A 20,869-nucleotide genomic window follows, 5' to 3' on the forward strand; every position below is an offset into this window, starting at 1 on the left:
ACCGCACCACCGAGCCCGGCTACTAGGCTCGACGGGAGTCCCCGGGTGAGAAGGGTGTCAGATGAGGTTCAAACGGTTCGGCGCGTCGTTGCTGGTCACCGGGTTGGCCCTGCTGGGCGCCGCGTCCCCGGCGCTGGCCCACTCGGAGCTGAAGAGCAGTGACCCGGCGAGGGGTGCTTCGCTGGCGACGCCGCCCACGCAGATCAAGCTGACCTTCTCGGGCCCGGTCACCCTGGCCGACGACAACCCGATCCAGATCACCGGCCCCGAGAACGCGTCGTGGACGGTCGGCCGCGCGGAGGTCGCCGGAGCGGTCGTCACGGCGCCGGTCAAGGCCGTCGGGCCCGCGGGGGAGTACACCCTCCGCTACAAGGTGACCTTCGAGGACACGCACGCCGCGAGCGGCTCGGTGAAGTTCAACCTCACCGCACCCGCACCCGCGGCCTCCCCGAGCCCGTCGAGCAGCCAAGCCCCGGCCCCCGCCCCGGCGAGTAGCGCCGACCCGGCACCGCAGGCCGCCGGGACCACGCCCGAGAACCTGGTGCCGGCCTGGGTGTGGATCGTTCTCGCGATCGCGGCGGTCGCGGCCGGTGTCGTCGTCGCGCTCCGGTTCACTCGCCGGAAGAACTAAGCAACCTTTCAGGTGGTCAACCGTCGAACGGAGATGAGGACCAGGGTGGCTCGCGGCGATGATGAGTTCGTCGAGTTCGTGCGGAACTCGGCGACTCGTCTCCAGCATGCGGCCTACCTGCTCACCAGCGACCGTCACCAGGCCGAGGACGCCACCCAGACGGCGCTCGCCAAGACGTACGCGGCCTGGTCGCGCGTACGCCGCAAGGACGCCTACGCCTACGCGCGGCAGGTCCTGGTCAACCACGTCATCGACGGCTGGCGGCGGCCGATCCGCGAGAACGCCACGGAGGACATCCCCGAGCAGCCGAGCGGTATGGACGTCGCCGGCGCCGTCGTCGAGCGGAAATGGCTGCTCGACGCGTTGCGTACGCTCACAGACCGGGAAAGGGCCGTCGTGGTGCTCAGGCACTTCTTCGATTTGAAGGAATCCGACGTGGCCGGCGAACTGGGTGTCTCGATCGGCACCGTGAAGAGCACCAATTCCCGCGCCCTGAGCAAGCTGCGGATCACCGCGGAGGACGGCACGGAACTGATCGGGGGGCTGGGACGATGACCGACCTCGAAACGCTGCGTTCGGCCTTGCGGGAACCGCCCGCCGGAGGGTTCGCCGAGCCCGACCTCGACGCGATCATGACCAAGGGAAGGCGTATCCGCCGCCGTCGGCGTCTCGCGACCGGCGGGGGCGGGATCGCGGCCGCCGTGGTGACGGTGCTGGTCATCGTCGGCGCGGTCGCGCTCAAGGAACCGGCTCAGCGCCCGCTTCCGCCCGCGGCGAGCGCGCCGGTCGCGAGCTCGCCCGTTCCGCCGCAGCCCGCCCCGGCGAGCCCGACGATCACCGCGGCTCCGGCGGATCAGCCGTTCGGTGAGGCGATCCCACTCGGGGTCAAGGGAGAAGGCGGCCGTGAGCTGGTGCTCTACGCCTTCGCGATCGAAGAGCCGCGGATGCCGGACGTCAGGTTCGGCCTCCAGGTCGCGTACCGAAGCCAGTCGGGTGAGTACGACGCGCTCCTGGCCAGCAACGAGTTCAAGGGATCCGATCGGTCGTTCGGCTTCCACGCGGTGGACGGCGGCGACGTGATCCGGGGGACGTTCGTGCCCGTGTTCGGCTACTTCGCCGGGCCGGCGGCGCGGATCACCAGCACCGTCCGCGGGAAGCCGGTCGAGGCCAAGGCGATTCCCTGGAGCGAGGATCCGTCGGTCGTCATCTTCTGGTTCGACGGCGCCCAGGTGGAGTCGGCCGGAGTGCTGACCCCCCTCGTCGCGTACGACGCGAAGGGCCAGCGCCTCACCAAATAACGCGAAATGCGAGAGATCAGGCAGCGGCCTGCGTCAGCACCTGGTCGACGACGGCGTGCGACGGCAGGATCAGGTCCCGCTCGGTGCCGGCGTCGATCTTGCCTTCGAGCAGGTCGACGAAGCGGTCCAGCTGCGTCGCGAGCGGCTCGCGCGCGGTCACCAGCTCCGGGATCTCGATGACGGTCTGCTGGCGGTAGCCGAGGCCGTCCTCGGTGACCGAATCGTGCGACACGTGCCGGTAGATGGTGACGTCGCGGCGGAGCAGGTCGATCTCGATCATGCGGTCCAGTTCGGACACCCAGAGCGAGCGGACCTTGCGCTGGCCGAGGCGCGACGCGGAAACCGTGGCGAGCCCGGATTCGAACGACAGCACCGTCTCGATGGTGTCCTCGGCGCCTTCGACCGAGCTCGGGTGGAAGTAGCCCGCGCCGGAGGCGACCCGCTGCGGGGTCGCGCCGCCGAAGAACTGGATCGCCAGGTCGACGTCGTGCACCAGCAGGTCCCACGCGACACCGGTCTTGATCCGCGGCGCGTACGGGCCGTGGCGGCGGGCCATCAGGTGGATCGGCTCGTTGACCAGCGCCCGCGCGGTCATCACGGCCGGGTTGTAGCGCTCCAGGAGCCCGCACATCAGCGGGACGTCCTTCTTCGCCGACAGCCCCACGATCTCCTGGGAGAATGCGAAGCTGTTGCACACCGGCTTCTCGACCAGCATCGGCTTGCCCTGGCCCAGGATCTCCTGCGCCAGCTCGTAATGCGCCTCGGTGGCCGAGGCGAGCACGACGGCGTCCACATCGGACAGAGAGCCGATTTCGGGCGTCCATTGGGTTTCGTACCGATCGGCGACCTTGCGGCCCGCCTCTTCACGCGGGTCGATGACGCGGACCAGGTCCACGCGCTCGTTCGCGGCGAGGACACGGGCGTGCAGCGAACCCATGTTCCCGGTGCCGATGAGGGCGATCTTGTGGGTGCTCATGCGCCGAGTACCTCGCGAACCGTTTCGATGATGGTGTCCAGGTCGGACTCGGAAAGGTGCGGGTGCACCGGCAGGGAAAGCGCCTGCGCGGCGACGGAAGCGGCCACCGGGAAGTCCTCGACCTTCGCGTCGGGGATCAGCGGGTTGTTCCGGTAGCAGTCGTAATCGAAGACGATCTTCGGGTAGTAGATCCCGTTGCCGATGCCGCGTTCGGTGAGGGCGGCGGCGAGCTCGTCACGCGAGAGGAAGGCGTGCGGGCCGACCAGCACGGTGTACTGGTGCCACACGTGCTCGCGGCCCGGCAGGACCTGGGGGAGGTCGAGGCCGGGGGTGCCGGCGAGGCCTTCGGTGAGGCGCTTCGCGTTGGCCTGGCGGGCGGCGGTGAGCTGGTCCAGCTTCTCCAGCTGCGGGATGCCGACCGCGGCGTGCAGGTCGGTCATCCGGTAGTTGTGCCCGGCGACCTCGTACTGGTACCGGGCGCGCATGCCCTGGTTGCGCAGGACCCGCAGGCTGTCGGCCAGCTTGTCGTCGTCCGTGGTGATCACGCCGCCCTCGGCGGTGGTCACGTTCTTGGTGGCGTACAAGGAGAAGCAGCCGATCCCGAACGAGCCGGACGGCTTGCCCTGGAACGACGCGCCGACGGCCTGCGCCGAGTCCTCGATGACCTTGAGACCGTGCTCGGCGGCCAGCGGCGCGAGCTTGCCCATGTCCGCGGTCTGCCCGTAGAGGTGCACCGGCATGAGGACCTTGGTGCGGTCGGTGATCGCGGCGGCCACGGCGTCCGGGTCGATCGCGAAGTCGTCGCGCCGGATGTCGGCGAAGCGGACGGTCGCGCCGGCTTCCAGGATCGCGTTCAGCGTCGCCACGAAGGTGAACGGCGAGGTGACGACCTCGTCGCCCGGTTTGAGGTCGAGCGCCTGGATGGCGGCGACCAGCGCGGTGGTGCCGTTGTTGACGGCGATCGCGTGCTTCGTGCCGGAAACGCTCGCGAACGCGTCCTCGAAGCGCTTGACCATCGGTCCCTGTGCGATGGCGCCGGATCGCAGCACCTCGACGACGAGGTCCTCCGCGTCACGGACGTCGACCACGGTAATGGGGATCATCTGCAAGTCTCTCTCGACTGGGCGTTCTGGTGCGTCCGGTACAGTGAGCCGCCGGTTCTGCGCCCGGCCGCCCGCTCTGGCGCGGGCCACACGTTACCGGGACCGCCGAAGCGCCCATTACCCCAGGCTGTCTCCAGCCACGACGAACGGAACTTCACGTGGTGAACCGCATCCACCCGACAGCAGTCATCGGCGAGGGTGTCGAGCTCGGCGAGGACAACGTCGTCGGACCGTTCACGATCATCGTGGGCCCGGCGCGGATCGGGGACGGCAACTGGATCGGCCCGCACGTGACCATCGGGACCCCTGGTGAGGACCGTGGCCGCGAACACCCCGCCGCCTGGGAGGCCGCGCCGAACGGTGATCCCGATCACGACGGCCACGGTGTCGTCATCGGCAGCCGGAACCGGATCCGCGAGTACGTCAGCGTCCACCAGGGCACCTGGCGCACCACCAGCATCGGCGACGGCGGCTACTTCCTCCGCGGCTCCCACATCGCCCACGACTGCGTCGTCGAGGACGCCGTCACGGTCGCTTCGAACGTCATCACCGGCGGCCACTGCCACATCTGGTCCGGGGCGAACCTGGGCATGGGCGCGATCCTGCACCAGCGGGTCGTGGTCGGCCCCGGCGCGATGGTCGGGATGGGCTCCGCGGTCCGCAAGGAGGTGGGCGCGTTCACCATCGCCGTCGGCAACCCCGCACGGGTGACGGGCGTCAACACCGTGGGGCTGTCCCGCCGCGGCCTGGACGAGGCCACCATCGAGGCACTGGGGCCGTGGCTGAAGGGTAAGGCCGGTCTCCCTGAGGACGGGCTGGCCGACCGGCTGCCCGGCGACCTCTCTACCTTGGTGAAGGCGTGGGACGCCCGTCCGCGCGAAGAGCATTAGGAGTTCAACGATGGCGGAAGTCGCCGGCAAGCTGCGTGAGGTCTTCGTCGAGGCGCTGGACCTCGATGGCGACGTCGACGTCGAGAACCTGAAGTACCGCGACATCGAGGCCTGGGACTCGGTCGGTCACATGGCGCTGGTCGCGGCCATCGAGGACGAGTTCGACGTGGAGTTCGACACCGATCAGGTGATCGACATGTCCAGCTTCAAGGTCGCCGTCGACATGGTGACCGACCTCCAGTCCAAGTGATGCTGGACGGGAAGGTCGCCCTGGTCACCGGCGGGACCCGGGGGATCGGGCTCGCGACCGCGCGGGCGCTCGCCGAGGCGGGCGCCACCGTGGTGCTGACCGGCCGCGACGAGGCGAAGGCCAAGGAAGCGGCGGCCGCGGCGGGGGCCGCGAGCGGGCTCGCCCTGGACGTCACCGACGCCAAGGCCGTGTCGACGCTGGTCCGCGGGGTGGCCAAGGAGCACGGCAAGCTCGACATCGTGGTCGCCAACGCCGGGATCATGGAGGACGCGCTCCTCGGCATGATCCGCGAGGAACTGGTCGACACCACGCTGAGCACGAACGTCGCCGGCACACTGCACACCGTCCAGGCCGCGGCCAGGGCGATGATGCGCAAGAAAGCCTCGCCCGCCGGCGATAGAGGCACCAGTGCTGGTGCCATCGTCGTTCTCGCTTCCATCGTCGGCGAGCACGGAAGTGCTGGTCAGACGGTGTACGCGGCCTCGAAGGCGGCGGTGGCGAACATCGCGCGTTCGGCCGCGAAGGAGCTCGGCCGCTCCGGGATCCGGGTCAACGCGGTGGCGCCCGGCGTCATCGACACCGATCTGACCTCGGGCCTGACCGAGGACGCCAAGGCCGAGAACATCGGCAAGACCCCGCTCGGGCGGCTCGGCACGCCCGAAGACGTGGCGAACGCGATCCGGTTCCTCGTCAGTGATGACGCTTCGTTCATCACCGGGCAGGTGCTGGGCATCGACGGAGGCTTGGTTCTGTAATGACCCTTCTGGGTGTGGGTGCGCGACTGATCGACGTCACGAGCGGCAGGACGCTCGAGGGCGAGGAACTCGACACCGAGGTCACCCGCGTGGGTGCCGCGTTGTCGCTGCTGCCGCCGGGCGCGCTGTTCGCGCGGATGTCGGTGGACCTCCCGAGCGTCCTGAACTACCTCGGCGCGTTCGAGGCTGGCCGCGCGATCGCGTTGATCGACCCGGCGCTGGACGCCGACGTCCTGGCGGGGCTCATCGAGCGCTTCCGCCCGGCCGCCGTGCTGTCCGCGCCGGACGCGCCCGCCCCCGAGGGTTACGGCGTTTCCGACGGGCACTGGGTCCGGAAGTCCGCCGAAGGTGTCGAACCGCATCCGCATCTCGCGATCCTGCTGCCGACCAGCGGTTCGACCGGCAACCCGAAGCTGGTCCGGCTTTCGCGGGGCGCGGTGTTCGCCAACGCCGACGCGATCGCCGAGGTGCTCGGCATCGACCGTCACGAGATCGCGCCGACCAGCCTCCCGCTGCACTACAGCTACGGCCTGTCCGTGCTGAACTCGCACCTCGTCCGCGGCGCGACCGTGGTCATCGAGCCCTCGGGCGTGCTCGGACGCGGATTCTGGGACGCGGTCAACGAGCACAAGGTCACCTCGCTCGCGGGCGTCCCGTACCACTACGAGATGCTCCGCCGCCTCAAGTTCGACCCGGCGAAGTACCCGACGCTGCGCACGCTCACCCAGGCGGGCGGCAAGCTCCGCGACGACCTGGTCGCCCAGTTCAACGACAAGATCCGCGAGGTCGGCGGGCGGATGTTCGTCATGTACGGGCAGACCGAGGCCGCCCCGCGGATGACCACCGTCCCGGCCGAACGGCTCGCCGAGAAGCTCGGTTCGGCCGGGCCCGCGCTGCCCGGCGGCTCCTTCGCGATCCGGCGGGAGGACGGTTCCGAGACCACGCATCCGAAGATCGTCGGCGAGGTCGTCTACCGCGGGCCCAACGTGATGATGGGCTACGCCGAGGACGAGGCCGGCCTGGCCGCGGGCGACGAGTACGGCGGCGTGCTCGCCACCGGCGACCTGGGCTACCTCGACGAGGACGGCTTCCTCTACATCACCGGACGGCTCAAGCGGATCGGCAAGGTCTTCGGCAACCGGGTCAGCCTGGATGATCTCGAGCACGCCGTGCGTTCCGCTTCGGTGGGGATCGACGTCGTGGCCGCCGTCCCGGCCGGGGACAAGGTCGTCCTGTTCGCCGAAGGCGCCGACAAGGACATCTGCAAGGACGCCGCGAAGGCGCTGTCCGAGCGGCTGCACCTGCACACGAGCGGGTTCGACGTCCGCCCCATCGACACCGTGCCGCTGCTGGCCAGCGGCAAGATCGACTACCGGTCGCTGGAGGCCCAGGTATGAGTGTGTTCACGCTTTCGCAGGCGGAGCGCGAGAAGCAGTTGCTTCCGCAGCTCGCCGAACTGACCGCGCACCACCGCGAGAACTCCGAAGGCTACGAGCGCATCCTCTCGTCGCTCGGCATCGCGCGGGACGCGGAGTTCGCGTCCATCGCGGACCTGCCGTGGCTGCCGGTGCGGATGTTCAAGACGCACGACCTGCGCAGCATCCCCGAGTCCGAGATCTTCAAGACGCTGACTTCGTCGGGCACCACCGGTGCGGGCGCGTCACGGATTTACCTGGACAAGGCCGCGGCCGGCGCGCAGACCAAGCAGCTCGGCGCCACGCTGCAGGAGGTCCTCGGCGGCGAGCGGCTGCCGATGCTGATGGTCGACACCATCGGCATCATCAAGAACCGCCGTTCGTTCTCCGCGCGCGGCGCGGGCGTGCTGGGCATGGCGAACTTCGGCCGCAAGCACACCTACGTCCTGGACGAGAACGACCAGCCGGACGTCGAGGCCGTCAAGACGTTCCTCGCGACCTACGGTGACAAGCCGTTCCTGATCTTCGGCTTCACCTTCATGGTGTGGCAGTACCTCTACGAGGTCGCCCGCGAGCACAAGCTGGACCTCTCCAACGGGATCCTGATCCACTCCGGCGGCTGGAAGAAGCTGATCGACCGCGCGGTGGACAACGCCGAGTTCCGCCGTCGCTTCAAAGAGGACACCGGGCTCACCCGGATCCACAACTACTACGGGATGATCGAGCAGATCGGTACCGTGTTCCTCGAAGGACCGTCCGGGAACTCGCTGTACTGCCCCGATTTCGCCGACGTCGTGATCCGGAACCCGGAGACCTGGGAAGAGCAGCCGGTCGGCGAACCCGGCGTGATCGAGGTCGTCAGCACGCTGCCGCACTCGTACCCCGGCCACGTCCTGCTCACCGAGGATCTCGGTGTCTACAACGGAATCGACGACGGCGACTGGCCGGGCAAGCACTTCTCGGTGATGGGCAGGCTGCCCAAGGCCGAGGCCCGCGGCTGCTCGGACACCTTCCAGGGAGCGGCGGCATGAGCCTGAACCAGCGTTTTCCGCTCGCGGAAGCGATCGAGGTCGACAAGCTCGTCGAAGAGCTGCGGGCCGAGCCCGTCGGCGGACGGCTTCGCGTGGGCGACCCGCGGGTCGTCGAGTTCCTGACGAAGTTCGCGCGCAAGCTGCTCGCCCCCGCGACGGCCCGGCGCTTCCCGGAGCTGGCGTCCCTCGGTTTCTTCCTGCGCAAGGGAGAGATCGCCAAGGCGCTGAAGACACTGTCCACTTTGGAGACTTCCGGCGACGCGCTTCGGTTCCCGCGCGGACTCGTCTTCCACGTGCCGCCGGCCAACGTCGACACGATCTTCGTGTACTCGTGGGCGCTTTCGGCGCTGGCCGGTAACCACAACGTCGTCCGCGTGTCCTCGCGTTCGGCCGGCGCGGCGGAAACGGTGCTGGAGGCGCTGAACGCCGCACTGTCCGAAGTGGACGCCGACACCGCCGCCGCGATCACCGCGACCCAGCGCATGGTCACCTACGACCGCAGCGACGCGATCAGTGGTGCGCTCTCGGTCGCCGCGGATCTGCGCGTGATCTGGGGCGGCGACGCCTCGGTCGCCGCGCTGCGCAAGTATCCGCTCGCCCCGCACGCGCGCGACCTGACCTTCCCCGACCGGTCGTCGTTCGCGGTCGCGTCGGTGCGCGGCTGGCAGAACGCTTCCGAAGCCGAACGCCGCGGCGCGGCCGAGGGCTTCTACAACGACTCGTACTGGTTCGACCAGGCCGCCTGCTCGTCGCCGCGCGCGGTGTTCTGGGTCGGAGACGAAGACGGAGCCCGCGAAGCCGGACAGGAGTTCCGGAAGCTGCTTGCCGAGGTACTGGCGACGAAACAGCACGTCACCGAGCCCGCCATGGCCGTGCAGAAGCGGGTTTCGGCGTACGGTGCCGCCGTCGACGGGCTCGTGAACGGCATCGAGTTCCAGGGCAACGGCATCGCGACCCTCGAACTGGCCGACCCCGCGATCCTCCCGCGCGAATGGCTCGGCGCGGGTACTTTCGCCAACGCGCGCGTCGACACGCTTTCCGACCTCGTCCCGATCGTGCTCCGCAAAGATCAAACCGTCGGTCAATTCGGCTTCACCAAAGAAGAATTGACGGAATTCGTGACGGAATTGGCGGGCCGCGGCGTCGACCGCGTCGTTCCGTTCGGCTCGGCCCTGACGTTCTCCGCGATTTGGGACGGCTACGATCTGCTGACCGAGTTCAGCCGCTTGGTGACCGTACAGGCCTGACCTGCGGTGACGAGGTAGCAGCAGAGGAGGTTCAGTGACGACCGTCGAAACGCCCGAAGAGGACACTTCGGTTTCCGTAAAGCAACCGAAATCCACGAAGGCGAAGATCCTCGACGTCGTCCGCTGGGTCGCCATCCTGCTGGTCGTCGGTTTCGCGGCGAAGACGTTGGTCACCAATTGGGGTGAATTCTGGCGGACCTTGTCCGAGGTCGCGTGGGAATCCTCCACGTTGAGCCTGCTCGCGCTCATCGCCGCGATCATGGTGTCGACCTACGGCTGGCAGGTCATGGTCGACGACCTCGGCAAGCCGATCGGCTACGCCCGCGGCGCGCAGATCTGCCTCGTCGGCTCGCTCGGCAAGTACGTGCCGGGTTCGGTGTGGGCGTATCTGCTGCAGATGGAGCTTGGCCGCAAGGCCGGGCTCGCCAGGGCCCGGATCTTCACCGGCTCGCTGATCCAGCTCGGTGTCGGCGTGGTGTCCGCCCTGGTCGTCTCGCTGCTCGCGGCCCCCGCGGTGTTCAGCAACAGCCCGCGGGCGCTGTGGCTGTTCGTGCTGATCCCGGTCGGGCTGGCCATGCTGCACCCGCGCGTGCTCACCTGGGGCACGTCGCTCGTGCTGCGGATCCTGCGCCGCCCGCCGCTGGACCACCGGCTGAGCTGGTCGGTCGTCGGGAAGGTCTTCGGCTCCTCGACCGCCGCGTGGGCGCTCCAGGGCGTGCACCTGTGGCTGCTGGCGAACTCCGTCGGCACGCCCGGGTTCAGCGGGTTCGTGCTGTGCGTCGGCGCGATGGCCGTCGCGATGACCGTCGGGACGTTCGCGTTCATCCTGCCCAGCGGCGTCGGCGTCCGGGAGGTCGCGCAGGTCGCCGTGCTGACCGCCTCGGGTCTCACCGTCGTCCAGGCGACGGCGTTCGCCATCGCCTCGCGGGTGATGTTCACCGTCGCCGATCTGATCACCGCCGGTGGCGCCGCCCTCTCGGCCCGCCTCGTAGCCCGCGATTAGTCGGCTAATCGCGAGGGGGTCAGCCGGTAGATGACGGCGTCGGCGTTGCGGTACACCTCGGTCACGAAGTTCAGCCCCTCCAGATCGCGCAGCCCGGGCTGGCGCTGGGCGCCCGTGGGGTAGCCGTACTGCCCGAGGATCACCCACCGCACGTTCAGCCGCGCCACCGCCGCCCGCACCTCGGGGTTCGACGGGTACTCGCGGAAATGCCACTCCAGCAGCCCCACGTCCGGCGGCGGCAGCGTCTCGTCGAAATGCCCGGAAGTCGTGCGGACGCCGGAGAGCGCGTAGGTCCACACCGTCCCGTCCAGCCGGTCGTTCAGCACGCGCTCGCCGGGTTTCACGAACTCGGCGAGTTTCTCCATCGCGACGACCTCGTCCGGGCTCACCGGCAGCTTGTGCGGATTCACGCCGGGCGTGTTCGCGTAGCCGGGCGCGATCTTCTCCGCGTTGGACCGTGCGTAGAAACCGTCACTCAGGAAGGCGAACGCGCCGAACACCACCACCGCGACGGCGAACGCGGGCACCTTCCGGTGCGTCACGCTGTCCCGGAGCCACGCCTGCGTCTCGGCGAGGCCGTGGGCGGCGATGATCGCCAGCGGGATCGCCGCCATCGACATGAACCGGTACGGGTCGTTCCACCACGGCCGGGACAGCGCCAGCACGAGCGGCTGCTCGGACGACGTCACCGCGATGTAGGCGAACCCGGTGATCAACGCCGTCACGCCGATCCAGCGCAGCCCGCCCAGCCGCGAGAAGAAGATGAAGCCCAGCAGCAGCGCGGCCGAAAGCCAGACCTGCGGATACGGCTGGTGGTGCTGGAAGCCCAGCAGCGCGCCGAGCGCCGTCGTCGCCCGCCATTCGACCGGCCAGCTGCGGTAGGGCACCTCGCCGTTCGCGAGCCCGATCGCGCCGAACAGCTGCAACCACGCCACGCCGATCGCGATGACCGCGACGATCGCCAGCGCGCGCAGGTCCCGGCCGATCCGCCGCCACCGTTCGCCCGGCGCGACCCAGCGTTGCAGCAGTAGCGGGCCGGCGAACAGCATCGAGCCGAACAACGCGGACGAGTGCACGCACAGCAGCCCGAGAGCGGCGGCCAGCAGCACGAAACCGGTGTCGGGCGCGGGCCGGTCGAGGTAGCGCTTCACCGCGACGGCGGCCAGCGGGGTCAGCGCGAGGCCGAGCAGGAACGGGAGCAAAGGTCCCCTGCTCATCGATTCGTACAGGCCCATCACCGGCGCGATCGAGACGAGGGCGACCGCGCCCGCGAACACCGCGCGCCCCCGGAACACGCGCACCATCGTGACCAGCGACAACGCCAGCAACGCGGGCAGCAGCGCGGTGTTCACGTCCAGCGTCAGCGGGATGGTCGCCGGGCCGAGCAGGTACACCACGGACGCGAGCAGGTGGTACGCGTTGGGATAGAACACCGGCGCCGCGCCGCCGTACCAGTTGACCTCGCCGGTGCCGAACAGGCCGCCGTCCCCGGTTTCGGCGATCTGCCGGACACCGTTGGCGTGATAGACGGCGTCGAACCCCTGCGGGATGGCGTCCAACCTGCCCATCCCGCGCACCACCGCGTACATCCCGACGCCGGCCGCGAGCAGCAGACACGCCCCGACCGCGAGATGCCCGGAACGTCCCCACAGCGGCTCGTCGGGCGCGGGCGGCCATCGGCGCAGGGTGAGCCTTCGCAGACCGAACGCGACTCCGGCGAACAAGGCCGTCGCCACCGCGTACGTCACCGGGTTGAATGGGAGCCCGAGAGCGGCCGCCCACGGCCCGGCGAGACCGCCGATCGCGTAACTCAGCAACGGCGTCATCCCCGCGAGCACCCAGCCACGCAGGCCGGCGGCGAGCCCGGTGAGCAGACCGGGGAGACCGATGACGAGCAGCGCGACGCACAGCGTGACGACGTCGGCCGACAGGGAGGTCTGGGTGGGCACGGGCTACCTCGGGTGGGGAATCCGCACGGAACCCCCGAGGTGCGGAACGGAATGGGAAACCAGATTAACCGCGGGGCACCGTTACCCGAAGGAGTCACATCCGGCCCGGCACAAGGGCGGAACATTGCCTACTTTGTGCACACTTGCTGGCCCATTCGTGTCAATTGACTGCGCCGAAAGAAACGCACCGGCGCGGTGATCGATACTTGACCGTAGTCTTTTCGCACACGGGGTGGCTCGGCCCGGGAGGGTGGGGATCAGGTGGTGATCGCGCTCGTCGTCGCCTGGTTCCTGGTCGCGATCTTCGTACTGGTGGCCTGGCCGAGGATCGGCGCCGACAAGGCCTGGCGCGTCTGCGCGCTGCTGCTGACCCTCGTTTTCTCGCTGGTGCACCAGCTGATGTTTTCGACCATCGCGGAGGACGCGTACATCACTTTCCGTTACGCCCAGAACATCGCCGACGGCAACGGCCCGGTGTTCAACCCCGGCGAGCGGATCGAGGGTTACGCGAATTTCCTCTGGATGATCGTGATCGCTTTGCCGAAGGCCGCTTTCGGGGCCGACATCGAGACGTCCGCGATCGTGCTCGGCGTCCTCGCCACGCTCGGCGTGGTCCTGCTCGCCCACGTGACGGTGAACCGCGTGGTCGCGCGGGCCGCCGGTGAGGCGCGCCCGGCCTATGGCGTGGCCGCCGCGGTGCTCGTCGCGGGCGCCGGAGGGCTCGCCGCGTACGGCGGATCCGGCTCCGAGACGCCGTTGTTCGTGCTGCTCGTGTTCGGCGTCTTCGCCTCGCTCGCGGCCCGTCGGCCGGTGGTCGCGGGCGTGCTCGTCGCCTTCGCGACGATGACGCGCCCGGCGGGGTTCCTGCTCGCGGTACTGGTCGGGCTCTGGCTGGTCGCCGCCGCCCTGCGCGGCCGCTACACCTGGTGGTCACCGGTGGGCTGGCTGCTCGGCGGGCTCGTCTTCGCGGCGCCGTGGACGGCCTGGCGGGTGACCTACTACGACCATGTCCTGCCGACGTCGGTCGTCATCCCCTTCGACCTCGAGCTGCCCGCCCGGATCGACGCCGGGTGGCGGTATCTGTCGGGTTTCTCGCTGGTCCACCAGGGTTTCCTCCTGCTCGGCCTGATCTCCGTGGTGGCCCTTCTGCTGCGCCGGACCGGCCGGACGCCGCACGAAGCCGAAGCCAGGTCGCTGACCTGGCTGATGCTGGTCACCGCCGTCGCGCTCACCGGTTTCGTGGTCTTCTTCGGCGGCGACGCCGGGCCCGCCTGGCGGTTGCTGGCGCCGATCCCGCCGCTGTTGTCGGTGGCGGCCGTGTCCGTTTACGGCGTGCTCGTCGCGGCCGCGAAACCGAGCCCCCGCCCGCGTCCGCCGGTCCAGCGGCTGATGCCCGCCGCCGCGGTGGCGCTGTCCGGGCTCGCGGTGCTGGTGTCGGTGTTCAGCCCGGAGATGCTGGCCCGCGTGCGCGCCTGGCACGACCACGGCGTTCAGATGGAGGAGATCGGCCGCTGGCTCGATGCCTACCTCCCGCCCGGTTCGGTCGTGAGCACCTCCGCTCCCGGCGTGCTGTCGTATCACGCCGGGACACGACTGCAGATCGTCGGCGTCCGGGGCCAGGCCGAGGAAACGGGCGAGGCCGTCGTCTCCCGGCGGCATCCGACGATCGCCGTCGTCACTGATAGCGGCTACTCGGCGAAGCAGACCTGCGTGATCGACCCGGCGTACGCGGCCAGGTACCGCGTCGCGACCTTCGCGCGTGAAGGAACCTCGTCGTGGATCACCGTGTTCCCGCGGGCGGACGTCGAGCGAGCGGTCACCTCGGCCCTCGACCGCTCGCCGGATTTCCGCCACGTACCGTGCCCTTCGTGAGTGTCGTTTCCCCCAGCAGACCGGCAGCGCGTGAGGCGACCTCGCGCCTGTTCGGCCTCGGTGTGTTCGCCGCCGCGCTCACCGTGCTCCTGGTTCGTTTCCTCGTGCCGCGGCCGATCGCGATGTCCGACAACGGTGACGGTTTCCGCGTGCTGTGCGGCGCGGGCATCCCGTGGAAGGGCAAGCCGGAGGGATTCGTCCACCTCGCCTACACCGTCCCGGCAGGCGAATGCGACGCCACCTATCTCCTGACCCAGAGCTGGTTCGCGCGGATCGCGCGGTCGATCGGCGGGGTGCTCGGCCTCGAATCGACGCTGAGCCTGGTCGTCCTCGGCGTGCTCACCAGCGTTCTCGCCGCCGCGGCGGTCGCGCTGATCGTCGTCGGGCTGCCGTACTCGCGCCGCGTCCGCGGTTTCGCGGCCGTGGGGCTGCTGCTGGTCGTCGCGGACTCCGCGTTCTTCGGCTACTTCGCCTCCGTGCTCGGCGAAGGTGCCGCCTTCCTCGGTCTTCTGCTCGCCGTCGGCGGCTTGCTGCTCGCCGCTCGGCCCGGCTGGTGGCGTTATGCGGGCCTCGCCGTGCTGCTCTTCGGCGGTCTGATCGCGGTCAACGCCAAGGTCCAGACGCTGATGATCCTGCCGTTGCTCGCGCTCGCCGCGCTGCTCGTCCGTCCGGACGGCGTTCGCGGCCTGAGGCGCTGGCTGCCCGTGGTGTTCGTCATCGGCGCGCTCGCCGGTGGCACGGCCTATGCGCAGCAGACCGTCGAACCGGCGAAACTTCCCGATGGCTCGCTCGCCGCGCGGCCGGGCGACGATTCGCGTGAGATCAACATGTTCAACACGATCTTCCTGACCATTGTGGACGGTCGGCACGACACCGCGGCCGACCTCGCCGCGCTGGGCCTGCCCGCCTCGTTCGGCCAGTACGCGGGCAACGGCTGGTGGCATCCGAAGCCCGCGACGCAGGACCCCGAGTACCCGAAGTACCGCGAACAGATCAGCAGGCGCAACGTCGTCGAGTACTTCGCGACGCACCCGTGGCGCACCGTCGAGATCCTGGACCGCGCGGCGGGCGATCTGCTCACCGCGCGGCCGCCCTACCTCGGCAGCTTCGACCGGTCGGCCGGCTTCGCCCCGGAAACCCAGGAATACCGCGTCCCGATCGTTTCGACCGTGACGAAACTGCTGGCACCGCTGGGTTTCTTCGCTCTGCTGCCGATATGGGCCCTGATCGCCTGGCGAGGCTGGAAGACGCGGCGCGCCGCGCTGGGTGTCGTGCTGGGCTTCCTGCTCGCCGTCGCCGCCGGGCAGTTCGTGCTGGCCGCGCTGGGCGACGGCTTGGAGAACGTCAAGCACCAGGTGATCGCGCTGTACTGCACGGTGCTCGGCGTCGCACTCGCGCTGGTGACCTTCGCGCGCTCGGAGTGATGTGACCTACGCTACCGTAGGTTGGTTACCCTACGGTAGCGTAACCTGAACGAATGGCTGAGCTCGTTTACCCGCCCGTCATCATGGCGGCGAAGTTGATGTTCCGGGTGCTGGACAACCGCATCCGGGTGGAGGGGACCGAGCACATCCCGTCGACGGGCGGGGCGGTCATCGCCTGCAACCACGTGAGCTACCTCGACTTCATCTTCTGCGGCCTCGGCGCGCAGCCGGCGAAGCGCCTGGTCAGGTTCATGGCGAAGAAGGAGATCTTCTCCAACCGCATCGCCGGACCGCTCATGCGCGGTATGCACCACATCTCCGTCGACCGCGGCGCCGGTCTCGCGTCGTACCGCGAAGCCGTCGAGCGGCTGAAGGCCGGGGAGGTCGTCGGCGTGTTCCCCGAGGCGACGATCAGCCGGTCGTTCACCGTGAAGGACATCAAGTCCGGCGCGGTCCGGATGGCCGCCGAGGCGGGTGTCCCGGTCGTGCCGATGGCGCTGTGGGGCACGCAACGCCTGTGGACCAAGGGCCGCCCGAAGGACCTCACCAAACGCCACGTCCCGATCTCGATCCTCGTTGGCGAGCCGATGCACCCGAAGGCCGACGAAGACGCCGAAGTCCTCTCGAAGGACCTTCGCGTGCGGATGTCCGCGCTCGTGGACCGCGTCCAGGCCGGCTACCCGGAGAAGCCGTCGTCCGACGACGAGCGCTGGTGGCTGCCCGCGCACCTCGGCGGCACCGCGCCGACGCCGGAAGAGGCCGCGAAGCTCGACCGCGAAGGCCGCTAGCCCGCCGGCGCCCCGCTGCCGTGTCGCGAAAGCCACTTTCGCGACGCTAGGTGTCTCGAAAGTGGCTTTCGCGACACGCGACAGTCCGACGGCCACCCGGACCGCGCCCCGCTAGAACCAGCGCTCCAGCACCTGCGCGACCCCGTCCTCGGAGTTCGGCGCGGTCACCTCGTCGGCGACGTCGAGGGCGTACCGGTGCGCGTTGGCCATCGCGACGCCGTGGCCGGCCCAGCCGAGCATCTCGACGTCGTTCGGCATGTCCCCGAACGCGATCACCCGCTCGGCCGGGACGTCCAGCCGCTCGGCGACCTCGGCCAGACCGGTCGCCTTCGTGATGCCGTGCGCGGCGACCTCGATCAGGCCGGTGTTGGTCGAGTAGGTGATGTCCACCGAGCCGTCGAGCACCTCACGCGCCGCCCGCGCCATCTCGTCGGAGCTCATCCCGCGCCTGCTGATCAGCAGTTTGATCGCGGGATGCCCGAGCACCTCGGCCCGCGGCGCCTCCGTGCCCTCGTGGTTGCCCCAGGGGTTGTGGTAGTCCGGCTCGATCACGAAGTTGCGCATCTCCGGGTCGAGCGCGGAGCCGCCGACCCGCTCCGCGGCGAACCGGCAGCCGGGCAGAGCGTGATCAAGAGCACTCACCGTGTCGTGCAGCAGCTGGGGTTCGAGCAGTCCGTGGACCGCCACGATCCGGTCCGTCCCGATCTCGTACAGCACCGCGCCGTTCGCGCAGACCGCGTACCCGGTCAGGCCGAGCGGGTTCGCGATCGGCGCGATCCAGCGCGGCGGACGGCCGCTGGCCAGCACGAACGGCACACCGGCGTCGGCGACGCGCCGGACGACGTCGATCGTGCGTTCGGACAGGACCTCCAGCGGGCCGAGCAGCGTTCCGTCGACGTCGGAGGCGATCAAGAGGGGTTTTTCCACCCGCACATCATCCCCGAAGATCCGCCCATCGGGCGAAGTGTCGGTCTGGACCAGTACCTTCCCCGGTGTGCGCGTAGGCATCGTGATCCTTCCGGAAGATCGTTGGTGGGCGGCCGAGCCGAAATGGCGGGCCGCCGAGGAATACGGCTTCGACCACGCTTGGACGTACGACCACCTCGGCTGGCGGACCCTCGTCGACGGCCCGTGGTTCAGTGCGATGCCGACGTTGACGGCGGCCGCGATGGTGACGTCGCGGATCAGACTGGGCACCTTCGTCGCCTCGCCGGTCGCGCGGCATCCCGTGCCGTTCACCCGCGAGCTGACCACCCTCGACGACATCTCCGACGGCCGCTTCATCCTCGGCGTGGGCGCCGGCGTCACGAACACCAGCTACGACGCCGTCGTCCTCGACGGCCCCGAGCTGTCGGTCAAACAGCGCACGGACCGGTTCGCCGAGTTCGTCGAAGCGCTCGACGGGCTGCTGATGACCGACGGCTTCGACTTCGAGGGCGAGTACTACCGGGCCAAGGGCGCGCGGAACCAGCCGGGCTGCGTGCAGCGGCCGCGCTTGCCGTTCCTGGTGGCCGCGAACGGTCCGCGCACGATGACGCTCGCCGCGCGGTTCGGCGCGGGCTGGGCCACCACGGGCGTCAAGGCGGACACCCAGGACGAGTGGTGGAAGGGCGTCGCGGATCTCGTGAAGACCTTCGACGAGCGGCTCGACGTCGTGGGCAGGGACAAGACGAGTGTGCAGCGGTTCCTGAGCCTCGACTCGGCGCCGGTCTTCTCGCTCTCCAGCGCGGGCGCGTTCGCCGACGCCGCCGGGCGGGCCGGGGAGCTCGGCTTCACCGACATCGTCACCCACTGGCCACGGTCCGGGGACTACTACGTCGGCCGGGAGTCGACCCTCGAAGAGGTCGCGAGCGACGTACTCCCGGTACTCCAGGGAAGAAGTTCTTAGGCCGATCGGGTGACATCGGCGGGTCCGGTAAACCGGTTCCGCCCAGTGGTCGTCTGACAGACGAGTACAGCGAGTGGGTGCGGCCGGCGACGGCTGCCCCTCATGGGTCACCCCGGGGGTGAATGGGGGACTGAGGCTCGCGTGGTCGCGGCAGGGGCAGTCCGCGACCACGCGAGCCTTATCTTTTGGCCGTGATTCGCGTGTCCAGACCCGTAACTCGCGTGATTGAAGGCGTAACTCGCGAGTTCCGGCGGGAGACACGCGTGTTACGCCTTCAAGCACGCGTCATACGGCTTCAAGCACGCGTCTTACGCCGGCAGGTGGTCAGCGCGTCAGCGTGTAGATCGAGGCACCCGCGTTGCTGAAGTCCTTCCGCAGGAAGTCCAGCCCGTCCAGGTCCCGCAGGCCCGGCGCCGGCGGTTCGCCGATCTTGATCGGCGTGCTCCCGATCAGCACGTGCTTGACGTTCAGCCGCCGCACCGCGGCCCGCACCTCGGGGTCGGTGTCGTACTCCCGGAAGTGCAGCGCCAGGTACTTGGCGTCCGGCGGCGGCACGCCCGGGTCGTAGTGCCCGGCGACCGGGTGGATGCCGGTGATCGCGTACAGCCAGGCCGTCCCGTCGAAGCGCTCGTTGAGCACCTTCTCGTCCGGCCCGACGTTCATCTTGGTCAGCTCGTTCATCGCGGCCAGTTCGTCGGCGCTGACCGGCGGCGTGACCTCGCCCTCGGGCCCGTTGTAGTACAGGAACGACACCGCGTGCGCGTTCGACTCCGTGTAGAAACCCTTGGTCAGCACGGCCGACGCGGCCACGACGAACACGGCGGTCGCCAGCCCCAGCCGGGCGGGCAGCGCGGGGCGGCTCTTCACCCAGGAGCGCCCGCTCGCCCACTTCGCGAACCAGCGCTGCAGCTCCGCCATCCCGTGCCCGGCCAACAGGCACAGCGGGATCGCGGCGAGCGCCATCAGGCGGTACCGGTCGTTCCACCACGGCCGCGACAGCGAGATCACCCACGGTTCGGCGCCGAACGAGGCGACCAGCACGAACAGCGCCGAGAAGCCGATCGCCGAGAGCCCCAGCCAGCGCATCCGGCCGAGCCGGAACAGGCTCAGCACGCCGATCACCAGCAGCACCGTCAGCCACACCTGCGGGGCGCTCAGCACCTGCCGGAACGTCACGAGCAGGCCCAGCGACTTCACGACCGGCAGGTCGGAGCCCCACGCGTAATAAGGGTATGAACCCGAAGTGAATTTCAGGGCGCCGAGGATGTGCGGCGCCGCGAGCAGCCCGCTGCCCACCATCACCGGCACCATCTTGGCGACGTCGCCGCCGATCACCCGCCAGCCGCCACGGCCTTCGGGCACTCCGTCGAGCGGCTTGTGCCGCAGGGCGCGGTACCAGCGCTGCACCACCAGCGGGAACGCGAACAGCAGCGCACCGAACAGCGCCGACGAGTGCGCGGCCAGCAGGCCGACCGCGGTCAGCGCGAGCACGTAGCCGGTGTCGAGGCCGGGCCGCGCGAGGAAGCGGGCCAGCGCGACGACGGCCAGCGGCGTCAGCACGATCCCCAGCGCGAACGGCAGCAGCCCGCTGGACACCGACTCGTACGCGCCGGTGGTGGCCGCGGCGGCCACCAGGGCCGTGCAGCCCGCGAACACCGCCCGCCCGCCGAGCTGGCGGATCAGGGCGACCATCGACAGCGCGAACACGCCGGCGACCGGCATGGTGATGGCGTTCAGCGTGACCGGGATCGTCGTGCCCGAGATCGAGTACACGAGCGAGCCGACCAGGTGATACGCGTTCGGGTAGAACGAGCCGTCCGGGTACCAGTTGATGGTGCCCATACCGGTCAGCGAGCCGTCGCCGGTCTCGGCGATGTAGCGGATGCCGTTCGCGTGGAAGACGGTGTCCCAGCGCTGGAACACCGCCGTCGTCCCGCCGCGGGCCGAAAGCACCACGAGGATCGAGATCCCCACGGCCAGCGCGACGCAGGCGGCGACGGCGTAGTGCGCGCGCGGGTGCCACTTCGTCGGCGGCTCCTCAGCGCCCGGCTTGATCCAGCCGCGTGCCTGCCCCAGCCTCCGCAGGCCGAAACCGATCCCGGCGAGCACGGCCGTGACGGCCGCCACGGTCAGCGGGTTGTACGACACACCCGCGAGTGCCAGCCACGGACCGGCCAGTCCGGTTACCGTGTAGGACAGCAGTGGGGCCAGGCCCGCCAGGGCCCAGCCACGCAGGCCCGCGGCCCGGCCGACGAGCCCGCCGGGGACCGCCAGGACGGCCAGATAGGTGAGGGTCGCACCGAAGTACGACCAGAAGGTGTCCGGAGTAGGCACTGCTTCCTAAATGTG

19 protein-coding genes are annotated in these 20,869 nt (G+C 69.6%); 14 read left to right on the top strand and 5 right to left on the bottom strand.

Annotated elements, in window-relative coordinates; translation table 11 throughout:
- The first annotated feature begins 61 nt into the window (after positions 1-61).
- From ACZ1DY_RS01485 to ACZ1DY_RS01495, 3 genes are read left to right on the top strand one after another with little or no spacing between them, the layout of a single operon-like run.
- A complete protein-coding gene (locus tag ACZ1DY_RS01485; protein WP_465483409.1) occupies positions 62-631 on the top strand; it encodes a copper resistance CopC family protein in 570 nt (189 codons plus the stop codon).
- Between the two features lie 45 nt (positions 632-676).
- Positions 677-1,186, top strand: a complete 510-nt coding sequence (locus ACZ1DY_RS01490) for a SigE family RNA polymerase sigma factor (RefSeq protein WP_126732456.1) — start codon at positions 677-679, stop codon at positions 1,184-1,186.
- A complete protein-coding gene (locus ACZ1DY_RS01495) occupies positions 1,183-1,929 on the top strand; it encodes a hypothetical protein (protein WP_465483410.1) in 747 nt (248 codons plus the stop codon). Before ACZ1DY_RS01490 ends, ACZ1DY_RS01495 begins: the two co-directional genes overlap by 4 nt.
- Positions 1,930-1,945: 16 nt before the next feature.
- Here ACZ1DY_RS01495 and ACZ1DY_RS01500 read toward each other — a convergent pair whose 3' ends face one another.
- Both ACZ1DY_RS01500 and ACZ1DY_RS01505 read right to left on the bottom strand, forming a co-directional pair.
- Positions 1,946-2,905, bottom strand: a complete 960-nt coding sequence (locus ACZ1DY_RS01500; RefSeq protein ID WP_192747475.1) for a Gfo/Idh/MocA family protein — start codon at positions 2,903-2,905, stop codon at positions 1,946-1,948.
- Complete coding sequence (locus ACZ1DY_RS01505) at positions 2,902-4,008, bottom strand: DegT/DnrJ/EryC1/StrS family aminotransferase (protein ID WP_192747476.1); 1,107 nt, start codon at positions 4,006-4,008, stop codon at positions 2,902-2,904. The genes ACZ1DY_RS01500 and ACZ1DY_RS01505 overlap by 4 nt, the downstream gene beginning before the upstream one ends.
- 158 nt (positions 4,009-4,166) lie before the next feature.
- Between ACZ1DY_RS01505 and ACZ1DY_RS01510 the strand changes: the two genes are divergently transcribed.
- Genes ACZ1DY_RS01510 through ACZ1DY_RS01540 form a run of 7 tightly spaced genes read left to right on the top strand, consistent with a single transcriptional unit; the run spans position 4,167 to position 10,599 of the window.
- Positions 4,167-4,898 carry a UDP-N-acetylglucosamine acyltransferase gene (locus ACZ1DY_RS01510; RefSeq protein ID WP_465483411.1) on the top strand — a complete coding sequence of 244 codons (732 nt, stop codon included), beginning with the start codon at positions 4,167-4,169 and terminating at the stop codon, positions 4,896-4,898.
- A 10-nt stretch (positions 4,899-4,908) separates the two neighbouring features.
- The gene (locus tag ACZ1DY_RS01515; protein ID WP_034309750.1) at positions 4,909-5,148 is read left to right on the top strand and encodes an acyl carrier protein; all 240 of its coding nucleotides are present in this window, start codon (positions 4,909-4,911) and stop codon (positions 5,146-5,148) included.
- On the top strand, positions 5,148-5,903 hold the full coding sequence (locus ACZ1DY_RS01520; protein ID WP_185927063.1) for a glucose 1-dehydrogenase: 756 nt from the start codon (positions 5,148-5,150) through the stop codon (positions 5,901-5,903). The genes ACZ1DY_RS01515 and ACZ1DY_RS01520 overlap by 1 nt, the downstream gene beginning before the upstream one ends.
- Complete coding sequence (locus ACZ1DY_RS01525; RefSeq protein WP_465483412.1) at positions 5,903-7,300, top strand: AMP-binding protein; 1,398 nt, start codon at positions 5,903-5,905, stop codon at positions 7,298-7,300. Before ACZ1DY_RS01520 ends, ACZ1DY_RS01525 begins: the two co-directional genes overlap by 1 nt.
- On the top strand, positions 7,297-8,349 hold the full coding sequence (locus ACZ1DY_RS01530; RefSeq protein WP_465483413.1) for a LuxE/PaaK family acyltransferase: 1,053 nt from the start codon (positions 7,297-7,299) through the stop codon (positions 8,347-8,349). The genes ACZ1DY_RS01525 and ACZ1DY_RS01530 overlap by 4 nt, the downstream gene beginning before the upstream one ends.
- Positions 8,346-9,596, top strand: a complete 1,251-nt coding sequence (locus ACZ1DY_RS01535) for an acyl-CoA reductase (RefSeq protein ID WP_465483414.1) — start codon at positions 8,346-8,348, stop codon at positions 9,594-9,596. The genes ACZ1DY_RS01530 and ACZ1DY_RS01535 overlap by 4 nt, the downstream gene beginning before the upstream one ends.
- 34 nt (positions 9,597-9,630) lie before the next feature.
- Entirely contained in the window at positions 9,631-10,599 is a 969-nt protein-coding gene (locus tag ACZ1DY_RS01540; protein ID WP_257483698.1) for a lysylphosphatidylglycerol synthase transmembrane domain-containing protein, read from the top strand.
- Here the strand turns inward: ACZ1DY_RS01540 and ACZ1DY_RS01545 are convergent.
- Positions 10,596-12,548, bottom strand: a complete 1,953-nt coding sequence (locus tag ACZ1DY_RS01545) for a DUF6541 family protein (protein ID WP_465483415.1) — start codon at positions 12,546-12,548, stop codon at positions 10,596-10,598. The genes ACZ1DY_RS01540 and ACZ1DY_RS01545 overlap by 4 nt on opposite strands.
- 261 nt (positions 12,549-12,809) lie before the next feature.
- Between ACZ1DY_RS01545 and ACZ1DY_RS01550 the strand changes: the two genes are divergently transcribed.
- From ACZ1DY_RS01550 to ACZ1DY_RS01560, 3 genes are read left to right on the top strand one after another with little or no spacing between them, the layout of a single operon-like run.
- Positions 12,810-14,420 (top strand): hypothetical protein, encoded by a 1,611-nt coding sequence (locus tag ACZ1DY_RS01550; protein WP_465483416.1) that lies wholly within the window; start codon positions 12,810-12,812, stop codon positions 14,418-14,420.
- Positions 14,417-15,844, top strand: coding sequence for a glycan biosynthesis hexose transferase WsfD (wsfD, locus tag ACZ1DY_RS01555; protein WP_465483417.1), 1,428 nt, complete (start codon positions 14,417-14,419; stop codon positions 15,842-15,844). Before ACZ1DY_RS01550 ends, wsfD begins: the two co-directional genes overlap by 4 nt.
- Positions 15,845-15,897: 53 nt before the next feature.
- Positions 15,898-16,632, top strand: a complete 735-nt coding sequence (locus tag ACZ1DY_RS01560; RefSeq protein WP_126732442.1) for a lysophospholipid acyltransferase family protein — start codon at positions 15,898-15,900, stop codon at positions 16,630-16,632.
- A gap of 111 nt (positions 16,633-16,743) precedes the next feature.
- Here the strand turns inward: ACZ1DY_RS01560 and ACZ1DY_RS01565 are convergent, their stop codons facing one another.
- Complete coding sequence (locus ACZ1DY_RS01565) at positions 16,744-17,544, bottom strand: HAD family hydrolase (RefSeq protein ID WP_257489852.1); 801 nt, start codon at positions 17,542-17,544, stop codon at positions 16,744-16,746.
- An 82-nt stretch (positions 17,545-17,626) separates the two neighbouring features.
- Here ACZ1DY_RS01565 and ACZ1DY_RS01570 point away from each other — a divergent pair, with 82 nt between their 5' ends.
- On the top strand, positions 17,627-18,520 hold the full coding sequence (locus ACZ1DY_RS01570) for an LLM class flavin-dependent oxidoreductase (protein WP_465483418.1): 894 nt from the start codon (positions 17,627-17,629) through the stop codon (positions 18,518-18,520).
- A 324-nt stretch (positions 18,521-18,844) separates the two neighbouring features.
- On the opposite strand, the gene ACZ1DY_RS01575 is transcribed toward ACZ1DY_RS01570, so the two are convergent.
- Positions 18,845-20,854 (bottom strand): DUF6541 family protein, encoded by a 2,010-nt coding sequence (locus ACZ1DY_RS01575; RefSeq protein ID WP_465483419.1) that lies wholly within the window; start codon positions 20,852-20,854, stop codon positions 18,845-18,847.
- Positions 20,855-20,869: the final 15 nt, after the last annotated feature.

Source organism: Amycolatopsis sp. PSD-21, from assembly GCF_055561455.1.